Origin of the sequence: Massilia sp. LXY-6 (genome assembly GCF_051233485.1) — a bacterium.
GTDB lineage: Bacteria > Pseudomonadota > Gammaproteobacteria > Burkholderiales > Burkholderiaceae_D > Telluria.
Window position 1 is genome coordinate 1 of record NZ_JBKFGF010000047.1, and the last position, 13,598, is coordinate 13,598.

The window sequence follows — 13,598 nt, forward strand, 5'->3', positions numbered from 1 at the left end:
CTAAACTGATTCATGACCTGCCTCCTCAATTTCGGCTCTGAGCCTGGGGGTTCTCCGGAACCTCAAGCTTAATCCGCGTTGTTTGAGGTTCGGCAGGTCAATACATGATGTCTAGACGGTAGCTAGCCCTGCTGGGCGACTTTCACGATGTCACTTTGACGCCATGCCGCCACTGTTTAGTTGGAAGTCTGGGGCATATACGCAGCTAGCGTTATCCAAAGGCTTATCAACAAAATCTGTGGATGGATTTATCATTGAATAACACTCTATCGCGCGGGAGAGAGCCGAGTCGCTGGAAGACCTTCATCAATTTCGCTTGTGCGACGACGCTGTCATTGTGCCGTCAGCTTGCGGTAAAGGATCTCGCAGGCTGGCACAGTCAGTCTAGTAGCGGGATCGATGCGCACCAGGTTGGCCAGGAACGGACGGAATAGCCACGGCTGATCGTCGGCTGACACCCATGTCTCTAGTCCACGGTCGTGGGCGTTCAACCACCCCTAAATCTCGGCCTGACGGGGATATGCTGCGAGCGATGGCGCGACGTCGACGTCATACCACTTTGGCGTGCATCCGACGATACGCGGCGTGATATCGTCGCTGAAAATCGCTTGTAGCTGTCCCAGCGTACGGTTCTCGCGCAAATTGGTAGAAATGACGACATCCACCCATGGGGCGCAGCGCAGCAGTGCTTCAAGCAGGGGACGTCGACAGAGCAGGCGTGCCATGTCGACGGTGTCGGTCGGATGACGTACGCCATCAAGATCCAGAAAACAGAAGCATGGCGTCCCAGCATGTTTAAGCGACCAATCGCTGGTGTGGGGGCGATTGGGGCTGGTGAGCGGCCTGCGGCAACAAGGCCGGTACCTGATCCACGGTATCGATCAGCACCAATGCGTAAGCGTCGACCAGTTCCATCCAGTCATCCGTGGCGAATCGGCTCCGCAGAAATGCTGTATAGGGCTCGGCCGAGCGACGATCGAGGCAAGACGCCCACATGGTTTGCATGTTCTCGGCGGCGGTGAATAAACGTCCCGCTTCGAGGGCGACTTGCTGCTGGACCAGATCGTCCGCCCGTGCTTGCACTAAGCGACAACGTGCTTCCCCCTCTTCTGCCAGCGAAACGATGTCGCCGAAACCCTCCGTCAGATGGGCAACAATCGCCTGTTCGAACGCGGCATCGACCTGCGACAGCATACCGGCAAGTCGCAGTGCGCCGTCTGCTGTGATCATTTGGCCGGGCTCAATCCGTTGCCGGGAGTGGTGAAACAGCAAGGATGATTGACGCGACACGCTCCGTCGGCGCGGCTCGCCCGAGGCCAGCAGCACCGCGGCGGCGCTGCAGGCGCTGAACGACGCCACAGTGGCAAACGTAATCCCGTCCTGGCGGTGTAGGCGCATTCCGTCCAGCATGTAGCGGAGCGAGCCAACTTCGCCGCCATTCGAATTGATGTGGAGGGTGAGATGACGATGCTGGTAATATCGTACCAGCAGATCGAGCCGTTCGCGGAAATCCATCGCGGCCTCCTGGCAAATCGTACCGTTCAGTTTGAGCAGGCCAGCCCGCTCGTTGATGCTGATGACAGCGTTGGGCATGGGGTAATCCTTTCAGTGAGATGCTTGAAGGGTAGGAGGCGCTGCACGACGCAATGCCCAGGTCCCGTTCGCTTGAATCAGGTAGCCTTGGCCACAGCGAAATTCGATGGGGCGATGGACATCGACCACATGCGGTCCCGGCACAGGCGGCTCTGGCAAGACAGAGCGCAACCAGTCGAGCGTGGTCGCGTCAGTGGTGCGCATGATGATCTTGGTGGGCGTGTTGGCAAGCATGATGTCGACGGCGGTCTGCGCCGCGTTGTCGGAACCGAGCGCATGCTTGAGGGATGCCAGCGTCTGCGTGGCGTACAAGGCCAGCCCACGGTATCCCCGGCAGCGGTCCAGGTAAGCTTGTTCGCCGGTTTCCGGGTCGTTCGTGACGAAACGCTGAAACTCGTCGATCACGGTAAACACCGGCCGCTCGCGGTCTTTGCGCGCAAAGACTGCCTCATGCACTTTGCCCTTGACGGCTTTTGCGGCGATACGTGCGCTCTCCTTGTTTTCAGGCTGCATCAGAATGACCTTGCCTTCCTCCATCAGCGCGGCAATGTCGATCGCATCGCAGTCGGGATCCGGCACCGGGTCGAGCTCGACATACTTCAGCAGGCACGCATCGGTCAGCAGTCCCAAGAGTGGTGTGGCGCAAGTGACGACATACATGAACTGCATGAACGAGTCGTCGCCGCCCAGATACATGTCCAGTACCGCCTTTTCGGGTCCGGTAATGCCGAACAGATGGCAAGTGTCGTGCAAGGCGCACTTGCCCGCCTTCAGCCCCTTCGCGCCGCCCTCGCACAGACACTGCAGGATCAACTTGAGTACCACCCAGGAATTGCGCGACTGGCAGGACGGCATGCCCAGTGCCAGCGCCCATTCATTGAATAGCCGTGCTCCCGGTGCGCGCGCAGCCACCTCGGCCTGCAGGCCAAGCAGAGCGTAAATCTTGGTCATCGAGTTTTCATGCCAGTAGGCGTGACTGCCACTGGCGAGATCCTCGAACGGCAGGAAGGCCTCGATCTTCTGCCGACGATCAGCCATGCTGAGCTGGCAATCTAGTGAAAAGAAGCGCACCGGTAAGGTGTTTTCACCGAGTACCAGCAAGCGGTGCAAGGTGCCGGCCCGTCGCAGGTTTTCCTCGATGGGAGAGCGCATTTCCCGCTTTGTGTCGGTGACGACCACATTGGCGTGGCGACCATCCGCCAACCTGTAGGTAAGCGCAGCATTCAGAAAAGGAATTACCGCCGAGACCGTTTTACCTGAGCCGGTCTCTCCCAGTACTAGGACGTTGCGCAAGTCTTCCGGATGCACACGATCCAGCCCAAAGAAAGAGCCATCCTGGCCGAGCTGCAGCGGAAGATCCGTCGGCGTCCATGGGCATGGCGCGCCTTCGGTCGGACCGTCCTGCGCCTGTACAGCCGGGGGCGTGATGACGGCGCTGTGTGCCCGCAGTTCGACCGACGCTGCCGCGTCGAAGCGCCGCAGCAGCAAGAGCAGACGGTCGAACGGGATGACTTCGATCATTCGCCTGAGTGCCTCTGGCCACTGACCGCCGGCAGGCCTGGCGCGGGGCTTGCGCAAGTGCGTCTCCAGCTTTTCGAACTCTAGCAGTCCGAGGGCCGGGCGATATGCCCACTGCTCGAGCAGGTCTGCGAAGTCAGCAAGCGAAACGCCGTACAATCGCGCCTCGTTGCTCACATGGACCAGCACCCGAGTGACCAGTTGCCTGTCATCGATATTGCCTGCGCAGGCGCCAGCACGGTGAGAGAGGGGTGCTGGTGTACTCGATATGGCAATGCGCGCCGCGCGGCGGTAGGCGAGGGATCCGATCACAAGGGGAGTGTTCTCCTGACCGACGCAAAGTGCACTTGGAATACCGTGATGGTGAACGAACTTCGTCATTTGACGCTCCATAAAATTGGGTTGTTGGGTAGTGCAGGTCTTCATTCGGCCGCAGCGGCGCAGCGCCAAGGGTTTCGTCAGGTGCATCGGTCCAAACGCTCCGGACCCTGGGCTTTCAACTGGCCCGGGACGGCGATCGATTGAGGCTGCCCTTGACGAGAAAGTCGACAAGCTTTCGCAACCGCGTGAAAACAGGGCTCGATGGCGTTGTGTACGCATCCGTTTCCTATCAACGTGCAGAGGACTCAAAATCCAGGCAAAGCGCTGCCCTGCATCGCTTCAACGCGACGCATTCGTTCGGAATGGGAGTTGTGAACCGGCCTGTGGCGAGGCGGTTTTAGTGGTGACGGGGGCGTCTGCTAAAGCGCATACGGAGAGGCCCGCCGCGCAGTGATTGATGGCGACAGCGATGCGGATCGACGCGTTGCGGATTCGCCATGCTGTGGTTGGTCATGGATGCTTGCCTTGGTTGGATTTAAGTTCAATGTTATTGAAGAACTTTGATCTTGCCTAGCGAATTTTTGAGTTTGTGCGATGAACCGAATCGCACATCATCTGCGGGCGTTGACGCCCGTTGTCGATTGTTGTTCGCAGCATGTCATAGGGCTTGGTGCCGCGCGATAACGGCGCCCGCGTTAGTGCCGATCGGAGAGCACGCGTGGTTTGCGCCGTAACCTTGCACGCCGACTCGTGGTATTCCCTCGCCACGGCGGACTAAATACAAACGAATGCTTGTCCTCGAAATAATTTTGTTTTAAATGACCCAAGCACGCGAGCGACAACCGATGCCGATCCAGCACAGACAGCCGCCGCCATCAGGACGACCCCACCAAAGACTGCTTCCGGCGACCACATAGAAAAAGGTGCGCATCCCTACGCGCCTCGACGCGCATGCCAACCGCGTTATTGGCCATGCGATGAACAGGATCAGTCCAAAGGACAACGCGATGTAGGCAGCCGAAAGAATGGTGTTGATGATGGCGATTTGCATTTTTATCCTTGACGCTAGCAAAACGGCCGTGCCGCACGTGTTTTGAGTTCAAGGTGTGCGGCTTTTTCGGTGTCGCTGTCTAATGGGTGGCGTCCCCGAGCACCTCGTAGGTCTTGTCGAAAATCGCCCTGGCGACAACACCAAAGTCGCCGGGTCCGTACTGTACCAGCCAGTCGCCCGGTTCCCCATGCAACAGATCGTGCTGGTACCCGACCCGCACGTCGGCCGCTTGTGCCAGGCGCTGCGCCCATATGGTGACCGGCCTTTTGCGGTAGGCGCCGTCTGCGCCCGGCGCGAGCGGCGGTACGGGTTCATAGCTGGCCAAGAAACGCCGCGCCGGCATGGTCCAGCGTTCGCCTTCGATCCCCGTCAGTACCGGATCCCCCTCAGCAAAGGCGACAGCGCCCTCGCGGGTCTGGCACACGCCGGGCTGCGCTGCCCAATGCACTTGCACCGAGATTGGTAGCTTGCGGACGCGCACGCAGCCAGGCGTGTGTGCCAGATCGGTGGAGGAATCGACGATCATGCCGGCAACTCGCTGTCCTGTACCGCGATCAACTCACGCCAGGCTTGCGCCTCGTCCGACATCACGTACGCCGCCTGCAAGGCCGCCGCGCGCAGGTACATCGTGCGTTGCCATGGCGTGGTATGGGGCACGGCGGCAAAGCCGTTAATTACCGTCAGCATGGTTGACAGCTCAGACTCGACGCGGTGCGACAGCGAGCCGATACGTTCGATCTCGAGTTTGGTCTGGATGCCATGCAGGGCCGCCGCGAACGCCGGGAAAAACGCTGTCGCAAACAACAGGGATGGATACTCGGGCCCGTGGAACCACGGGGCGACCAAGTGGTAGACGACGGCAAGCAGCGACAAGCCGAACAGCACACGTGCAGCGTTGTGCATGGTGTGATGCAAAGCGTGCATCCGATGCACTTTGTCGCGGTGGTGCGCGATCTGTCCGCCTTTGCCGTCTCCGATGAGTTCAGCGAGCGACCCAGCCAGCGCCGTTTGGTCCACCTGATGCAGGTCATAGTGCTTGTCCTCGTTTGGTAATCCCGCGACGATCAGTGCGCGTCGTAGCAGCCAGGCTTCGACATGTTGCAGCATGAGCGCGCCTGATCTGGCGTCGGGCACGAAGGGCGCCATCGCAAAGAAGGGCGACAGTCCCAAGAAAGGCCGGGTTAGCGCCAGGTTACGCAACTGCTCGGCCATCAGGCGCTGGCCGAGCCAGCGAGCATGCCAGCGATTGGTTTGCGCACCGCGTACCAACGCTAGAATCGCTAGCAAGACTGCGGCTTCGGCGCCGGGCCAGACGAAGCTTTGCCAACCGTGGTGCGCGACGCCCAGGTGAAGTGCGCCGGCCACTGCAGCCAGGACGGCAAATGCCGACAGCAGGTAGAGCAGCCAAATGCGGCTACGGTGGCGGCCCGCGGCGATGTTGGCGCGTACGTCTGTCCATGCCAGCCGGGCACGCAAGGGCTCCGGCAGCGCCATGTTGTCGGGGGTGCTCGACCAGTGGTCCGTGGCGTCGGCCTGGAACGCTTTGGCCAGCCTGCGTCCATCACGCAGCAGCAGCGCACAGCAAACGCCGTCGATCAAGCCGGCTCGTCTTTCCCACCACCGGGGACGCGCCTTGTCCTTCGCATACATCGCCAGGGTGGCAGTCGCCTGACTGGCCGGCGCGCCGCTGCGCTGGCTCACTTGGAGCGGATCCAGCCACTGGCGGATCGTCGGCGTCAGCGGGTCCCCGATCGGTGCGCTGAAGATGCCTGCATCGTTTGCCAAGGCGTGCTCGAACACGGCATTGGTGAGTTGGAAGCGGCTGCGGCCATCGACCCGGGTGTAGTCGAGTTCGCGCAGCCTGCCCTGCAAGTCGATCCACAGCACCGGGGTGCCCACTTGGATGGCGCGCTGAATCAGTCGCACCACGCCGCCGTTGTTGCCGACTGGCGCAGCACCGTCCCATACCGCCACCAGCACGTCTGCATGGAGCAGCGCTAACTCATCGCGCATGCCGTGGGCTGAGTCATCCTGTGACAGGATATCGTCTGGACAGCCAAAGTGGACGGATACGGCGGCGTGCGCCGCAATGTCAGCCGGTTGCGCTGCGCTGACGACTTGCATGGGAAGGCCTAGTCGATGTGCCGCGAGTCGCGCATGCGCATCCACGCCATCGCAATCTCCGGTCAGCACGCACACCTGGGCAGGCGCACGATCGTAAAGATCCGGGCCGAACAGTTGATCCGCGAGCGCGACATCGCGTGCCGCGGCGAAGCGCGCTAGCACTTGATCCAGGCAAGCCAGTGCCTGGCCACCGGCGCCGGCCAGGCGCGCTTCACGGTGGCCGGCGACCAACACGCTGACAATGCGTGCCAATTTCGGGAATTCTTCAGGAGTCATGTTCATATCATTCGATGGTGATGTCGTTAACGTCAAGCAGCCTGGCTGTCCTGCAGGCGTTCCAGTTCGCTGAGGCAGGCTTGCGCGCGGTAGGCCAGGCCAGCGCTCTGGCAGGCCACCCCCAGCACTCGGAGGGATTCCAGCAGCAGCCAGTGCCGAGGCGGCAGCAGGTGCCGCGCCAGCGCCAGCGCCTCGTCGAACAGCGGCACGGCTTTTGCAGCGTTGCCTTGAGCCAGGTAAATGGCGCCGAAATTGTTCAGTGCATACAGTGAGTCCAAATGGCCTTGCGGATAGCTGGCCCGCAAGATATCCAGGGCATCGGTATAAGCGGCCTCGGCCTGTGAAAAGCGATGGCTTTTCGCATGCAATGCAGCGCAGCGCACCAAGGTATCGGCAATGTCTGGATGTCCGGCAGGTAGCGTCGCGCGCCGACGCGCCAGCACGTCGGCTTGCAGGCGCGCCGCCTCATCCCATTGCCCTTGTTTTTCGCGGATAAAGCCCAGTTGGCCTAACGCCCAGGCGATATCGGGGTGGCCGGGTGCCAATGTGGCCTGTGCCTCGGCCACCGCTTCCATGATCAAGGTCGCGGCGTGATCACGCTGGTCTAGCGCCTCGTAGCACAAACCGGTATTGATCAGCGCACGCAGGCGCGCGTCGTGGCCCGGCGGTACTGCGCGGCGCGCGATCGCCAGGCCTTCATCGAACGCAGCCTTGGCCTTGTCCAACTCCCCCAGCTCTTGGTACAGCAGGCCGAGATTGATCAGGTCCGCACCCAAGTCCAAATGGTTGGGCGCCAGCGTGGCCCGATGCAGCGTCAGCGCAGCTTCGAGCAAGGGCCGCGCCTCGGCAAAGCGACTGAGCGATCGGTACAGGTTGCCCAGGCTTGCCTGGGTCGTGGCAAGCAGTGGGTGCGACGGCGACAGCGTCCGGCGCTGGCTGGCCAAACACTGTTCGTAGCAGGCCGCGGCGCGCTCGTACTGCCCGCTGACCTTGTAAAAATCAGCCAGTTCGATCTGCGCAATTGCGAGTTCCGGGTCACCCGGGGGCAGCAGCCCGGTTCGCATCGACTGCGCTTCGAGGAGCGATACTTCGGCGTCGGCAAAGCGTCCAAGACGCGTCTGGATCACGCCCAACAGCCCAAGGGCGTTGGCGATATCCTGGTTTTCCGATGCATGGGCCCGAAGCTGCACCAAGGCTTCGCCGATGTAGTTCAGCGCTTCCTCGGAACGCCCCTGCGCTTGCAAGCTCAATGCGACACCGTAGAGTGCCGGGCCGCGCGCATCCGCGACAGCGTTCGCCTTGCTTGCGGCAAGCGCCTTGGCGGCACAGTCCTGGGCGGCATCCAGTCGACCGCTGCGGAGGTGGAGGCTGGACAGCGCATACCAACAACGCGCCAGGACTGGCGTCTTGCCGGGATCAGCGGCAGCAGCGATCTGTACGGCCGCCTCGGCCAGCGGGAGCGCGGGCACTACGAACGCCCATTCAGCCAAATGTTCGACCCACCGGCAGGTCGGGTACAGGCCCCTGGGCTCGGCATGCTGCGAACGCTTACGCCCGCCGAACTTGCCGAGCCAGGCAAACCAGCGCGAGACGCGACCGGCCTGGCTGGCCGACTGATATTCGTGTAACTGTTCAGCCCAAGAAATGCCGAGGCGGGCCGCGCGCGTGTTTGTCGACGGCGAGCCTGCACCTAGCGCGGTCAGGGCGTCACGCGCCAGTGGCAGGTCGACGTCGACCAGGCGGTACACATTGCCAATCCAAAGCAATGTGCCCATCAGCAGATCGAGGCGTTCGTGGTCCTGCGGCGCGTGTTGCACCAGACGCAGCGCCTGATACAGGCGCTCGCTGATCATGCGCTGCCCTTCGCCCTCAACGAAATAGCGGATCAGCAAAATGCGTACCGCCACTACTGCCGCCGGCGTGGCGCCGCGTTGGAGCGCCGCATGCATCAGACGTTCACGTCCTTCGTGGCGCAGCAAGTAAGGCCGCAGGATCGCTAACAAGGGACTAAGCCGCGCGGCCGGCAAGCGCGGCTTGCCTGTCCGGGGCGAGATCGGGTCGTTCGGCGCGGCTAGCAAGTCGGCCAGTTCGTTTTCATCCAGGCCATTGCGTGATAGTGCCAGGAAACCGGCAAGCCGTGATACCAGGGCGGGGTGGTTGATGTCGTCGAAGTCGCGGTCCCAGCGCTCCAGAAGGTGGCGGAATAAAGCGTCGGCATCCGGCAATGCTAACATTGTGCGGACGTCGCGCTCCAGCGTTTCATGACGCGCCTGCACCCGCAGTTCTTCCAGCACCATGTACAGAAACAGGGGGGATCCGGCGCGGTCGTCGTTCGCCAGCAGTTCAGTCAGGGCCGGGGCCAACCCTTTACGGTAGCGCGCATTAAAGGCCTCGATCATGGCTTGACGGTGCGCCGGGCTCGCCGGTGCTAGCCCGAGGGTGACGTATCCGCTCTCTGGCGTCCATTCCGGCAAGCCGCTGACAATGGCGACAACGCCTATGGGCCATGGCTGTGTGGCCAGCATGCGCAAGGCCTGGTCGGGTGCATCGAGCAGGTCGATGGCGTCGACAAGCAGGAATACAGGGCTGGCAGGGCCAGCGCCTGCGCGCCGCAACTGGTCGGCGAGGCGGTCCCAACGCGACTTGTTATCGGCGGCACTGGCCGGCTCCACTTGGCCGCCAAGGTGTTCGGTGAGATCGTCGCGCCAGAGACCAATGTCGACACCGCCATCGGCGCCGCTGTAGGACGCGAAGATGCGAGATCCTGGAACGCGGCTCGGCAGCCATACCTCGAGCGCCGCCATGAAGGCGCTCTTGCCTGCCCCGGATGGGCCAGCCAGATACACATGCTGTCGTTGCGCTGGCGCGGCGGCAAGCTGAGCTTGCAACGCGTTCGCCACCGCATCCTGCAAACTTGGCAGCGGTACATAACCAAGCCGTCGTGAGGCGGCAAAGTGCGCATGAGCGTGGGCACGGCGCTGCACTGGACTGGGCGTTGAGGCGGCCGGATAGCGCTGGTCCAGTCCGGCCAGCAGCAGCGCTCGCACGCGTTCGCCGAATTCTTCGAGCGTCCGGTAGCCATCCATATCGACCAGGCCGGTCGCTCGGATCCGCTCACGCAACAGCTGCAACTTGCCATGGCTTTCGTCGTAAAAGTTCGCGGAAGGGGCGTCGGATGCGCGCGCCAACTGCTCCGTCAATGCGCGATCGCGCAGGTAGAAACGGGCATCGGCTGCACGCGGTCCGGCGAGGTGGTCGAACACAGCGAACTGCATCTCCAGTTCGGTCACGCTGATGCGTTGTTCGAGCGCGCGTCGGATCGGGACGGCGTACGACGATCCGGCGTGGGAGTTCCAATATGCCGTCAGATCGCGTTCTTCAGGGATCCAGCCATAGCGTTCACCGAGAAAACCAATGAAGAAGGGCGGGTAATCGCGGCAGCGGTCGATCTCGGTCAAACAGATCTCGACCGTCTTGCCGTTTTTGCTTGCCTCTTCCGTCACACCCCAGCGCAAATCGATCTCGACAAACCCGACGTTGCGCTGCGCGCATTCGCGGCGTAATTCGGGGAACACGTGCTTCAGTAGATAATCGCGTTCCGCGTCCATGTCGCGAAACGTTGAAGAAAGAAAAACACGGATTTCCCTGGCAGTCTCGGCCGGCATCGATATATGTTTTCTATTAATGATTTCCGTCGTTCTAATGCCAGGCTCAGGCCTTCACGGATTCAGCGGGCTGCACATCTTTCATCTCCGCTACCAAGTAGTATCCGAGCGGGAAAAAGTCATGTTGCGTCGCTTCGCGCCGGTACAAATGCCCGACCGCGCGCAGTCGAGTTCCTTGCGCAATGCTGAAACCGAAGTCGTCGAACGGCGAACCGTTGTCGACCGCTTCGTATCCACCGGTTTGCTGTGGCATCCTTTTTTCGTACACGTGGGGCACGACCAAATACACAGGGCGGCGTTCGTTGCCCACAGTGACCGACAATTTTAAAAGGAAGCCTTGCCGTGAGGTTTCGCCGTATCCCTTGTCCTCGTTGTTAGACACCAGTCCAAAGAAACGCACGGCGATCCGATAGTTGCCCTCTTCGAGGACACCGACCACCTCGAACATGTTTTCCGTGAAAAAGACCAGATCGTTGAGCTTGACCTCGGCTGGCTTCTTCATGCCGGCCATTTTTTCCTCGATGCTCCACAGACCCTCCATCTCACCCTTCATATTGTCAGCTTCCGTGCCGACCGAGAATTTCCTGTACGGTGTGAACTTATTCGGGTGCAGAAAAACTTCAGCGACGTTAAGGCAAGGGTTCGCCGCTTTGGTTCTTTTCTCGGCCTCTTCGAGTTGGCGCTGCTTCTCCAGAATTCGTTGCCTTGCGGCCTCACGATTCTGCTCGTCCGCGGCACGCTGCGATTGATGCACTTTGATCGCTTGCTTTTTTGCGACTTTACGCCGAATGTTGTAAACGACCAGGCCAACCACGACCAGGAACGGATTGAGGGCTGCGAGGCCAGGCATGCCGATCCAGAAACACACGAGGGTGAACGCCCAACTCGCGCCAATAGCGATAATCCCTTGCTTGATCACCTGGGCGACGAAGTTAGAAGACGTGTCAGAAAAATTGGACATATAAACTCACAGAAAATAAAAAGACGGTGCCCGATTAATGTCGATATTATTCGATGAATAAAGCAGACTGATTGACGTATCGTTGAGGATAATTGTTACTGTCCGGGTCCCTGTTCTTAACAAACGCCGCACGCAGTGCTACGCTATGGCGCAGTGTACGGCCTGAGTTGCCTCAATGGCAAGTAATGTTTTTCGAAGCTCGTGTTTTGACGGAGCCGCCATGCCGACCCAAGCATCTGCGAATATCTTTGGTACTTCGGTTTGCAAGCGATGCCGCCGAGCGTATTGGTCGTCAATTTCGTTTCTCGCGCTAAAATTAATATTTGCGAAGGATAAGCATGGTTTTCTTCTGGACAGTGTGGGCGGCAGCCGTTCTGACGATTCTCGTGCTTGCGACCGTAATCGAGTTCAATGGCGGCCGTAAGGGTTTTGAAGGGGCGAATGGTATTTTTTTATTCGCCAGCGCTTACCTGACAGTCCTTTCCAGTCCGATTTTATTGATCGTGACTTGGATATGGTCCGATTTCTGGACTGCTGCCGAGGTTTACCTGATTGGGGCGGTCGCCTACGCCACGCTGTTTGCCCTCGCATTGCGACTGATGGGCAGCATCGGACGCGCTCGCACTTGATGTCATGGACCGGACCGGCACCGCGAGATACTTGGCCGCTACGCGATGCACACGTCTAACAAAACCCGATGGCCTGGCGGCGCCCGGCGGGTGCACCTGTCCAGTCCCGCTCATCGAGTGTCAGGCCCTTCGCGCCGGCTGCCATGGCGCGCAAGGCGGCATGCCCAAGCGCTTCTTGCAAGCGCAGGCGCAGGTCGCGCACCGAGCACCCGGCCAGGCGAGGTTCCCAATCGGATGGCAGGTCGCACGGTCCCTGAGGCAGGGCTTTTGTCATGTCACGCAACATCGAACGGGCGATCGCGATCAGTTGGGTATGTGATGGCATCGGAATGTCGAAGACTTTGAAGCGGCTGAGCATAGGTGCCGGCAAGGTCTCTGTCTCGTTGGCGGTGGCCAACCAGATAACATGGCTGGCATCCATTGGAAAGCCGGCATATTCGTCGCGAAAATGGCCAGCCGTGCGGGGCTCGAGCAAGGCGTACAGCGGCCCCATCGGGCTAGACCGCGCGTCCTCGTTGGTCTTGTCGATCTCATCGAGCAGAATCACAGGGGCCAAGGTCGTACCGTGCAAGAGCGCTGTGAACACCATGCCGGGGCGCGCCGATGACCAACCGCGGTCCATCCCGGCCAGCGTAAAGCCGCAGCTTTGTGAGGCCATGTTCACCACTTCGTTGTGGGTACCCAGTACCTTGGCCAGCGCTGCCGAGAAACTTGTTTTGCCGACGCCGGCAGGCCCGGTGAATAGCATAGGCGCAGGCTGAAAGGGCAGGCCGCATAAGCGCGCATAGGCAGCCTGCTCGGCCAGGAAACGAATAGGCGCGGCGAAGTTGGGAAATTGTTCTTGCAAGTCCAGCAGACGCGCCGGTTCGATGCGCGCCGGCCGCTCACGCAACAGGCCGGCGTTCATGACCTTGTCCAGGAAGCGCCCATAGTCTTTCTCGGCATCGGTCTTGTCGCTCGCCCCCCAGTTGATACGCTTGCGTTCATTGGCAAACGCCTGGACATCGACCCAAGCCTGGGCCGCGGGCTCGGCCCTGCGCGCCAATGCGAGCGTGAGCAACAAGCCAATCTGGTCAGAACAATTGCGGATAGCCGGATCCTGCGCGTCTTTCTCGAGTGTAACCAGGAACTCTTCCTGACAGGCGTCCAATACGTCCAGCGAGTCTCCGTCCAGGTAAGGTAGTTGGCTGAACAATTGGATCAGGTAGCGCTCGACTTCTGGTCCCACTGCCAGTTGCGCTTTGGCGCACAGGTCGTCCGTCAAACTGTGAGCCTGCGTCCGCGTAAAACACTCCTGCTGTGTACCCTCGTCGGACGCAAATGCGCCGCCTGCCGGCAGGCAGAGGCGGGCAAGGGCGCTGCGCATGGACGGCTTCTCGTCCTTCTTAGAGGTGGCTTGCGCTTTACAAGACATATCGACTCTCCTTTTCGCTTGGCTGCCTCTATAACGCCGCGCTTCC

Annotated in this window: 10 protein-coding genes; 1 reads left to right on the top strand and 9 read right to left on the bottom strand. The window is 60.7% G+C overall.

What is annotated here, in order from left to right; all coding sequences use genetic code 11:
* Positions 1 to 497: 497 nt before the first annotated feature.
* From ACI48D_RS20005 to ACI48D_RS20040, 8 genes are all read right to left on the bottom strand, one after another.
* The gene (locus ACI48D_RS20005; protein ID WP_435573099.1) at positions 498 to 878 is read right to left on the bottom strand and encodes an HAD domain-containing protein; all 381 of its coding nucleotides are present in this window, start codon (positions 876 to 878) and stop codon (positions 498 to 500) included.
* Complete coding sequence (locus ACI48D_RS20010) at positions 796 to 1,593, bottom strand: ATP-dependent Clp protease proteolytic subunit (protein ID WP_435573003.1); 798 nt, start codon at positions 1,591 to 1,593, stop codon at positions 796 to 798. Before ACI48D_RS20010 ends, ACI48D_RS20005 begins: the two co-directional genes overlap by 83 nt.
* 12 nt (positions 1,594 to 1,605) lie before the next feature.
* Complete coding sequence (locus tag ACI48D_RS20015; protein WP_435573004.1) at positions 1,606 to 3,492, bottom strand: TraM recognition domain-containing protein; 1,887 nt, start codon at positions 3,490 to 3,492, stop codon at positions 1,606 to 1,608.
* Between the two features lie 754 nt (positions 3,493 to 4,246).
* Positions 4,247 to 4,483 carry a hypothetical protein gene (locus ACI48D_RS20020; RefSeq protein WP_435573005.1) on the bottom strand — a complete coding sequence of 79 codons (237 nt, stop codon included), beginning with the start codon at positions 4,481 to 4,483 and terminating at the stop codon, positions 4,247 to 4,249.
* Positions 4,484 to 4,562: 79 nt separating this feature from the next.
* Positions 4,563 to 5,009, bottom strand: coding sequence for a PGDYG domain-containing protein (locus ACI48D_RS20025; RefSeq protein WP_435573006.1), 447 nt, complete (start codon positions 5,007 to 5,009; stop codon positions 4,563 to 4,565).
* On the bottom strand, positions 5,006 to 6,883 hold the full coding sequence (locus ACI48D_RS20030) for a hypothetical protein (RefSeq protein WP_435573007.1): 1,878 nt from the start codon (positions 6,881 to 6,883) through the stop codon (positions 5,006 to 5,008). Before ACI48D_RS20030 ends, ACI48D_RS20025 begins: the two co-directional genes overlap by 4 nt.
* 32 nt (positions 6,884 to 6,915) lie before the next feature.
* Positions 6,916 to 10,548, bottom strand: a complete 3,633-nt coding sequence (locus tag ACI48D_RS20035; RefSeq protein ID WP_435573008.1) for a tetratricopeptide repeat protein — start codon at positions 10,546 to 10,548, stop codon at positions 6,916 to 6,918.
* Between the two features lie 46 nt (positions 10,549 to 10,594).
* Positions 10,595 to 11,509: a hypothetical protein gene (locus ACI48D_RS20040; protein ID WP_435573009.1), complete on the bottom strand. Its 915-nt coding sequence runs from the start codon at positions 11,507 to 11,509 to the stop codon at positions 10,595 to 10,597.
* Between the two features lie 338 nt (positions 11,510 to 11,847).
* Between ACI48D_RS20040 and ACI48D_RS20045 the strand changes: the two genes are divergently transcribed.
* Entirely contained in the window at positions 11,848 to 12,138 is a 291-nt protein-coding gene (locus ACI48D_RS20045; protein ID WP_435573010.1) for a hypothetical protein, read from the top strand.
* Between the two features lie 55 nt (positions 12,139 to 12,193).
* Here ACI48D_RS20045 and ACI48D_RS20050 read toward each other — a convergent pair whose 3' ends face one another.
* Complete coding sequence (locus ACI48D_RS20050) at positions 12,194 to 13,504, bottom strand: AAA family ATPase (protein ID WP_435573011.1); 1,311 nt, start codon at positions 13,502 to 13,504, stop codon at positions 12,194 to 12,196.
* Between the last annotated feature and the right edge of the window lie 94 nt (positions 13,505 to 13,598).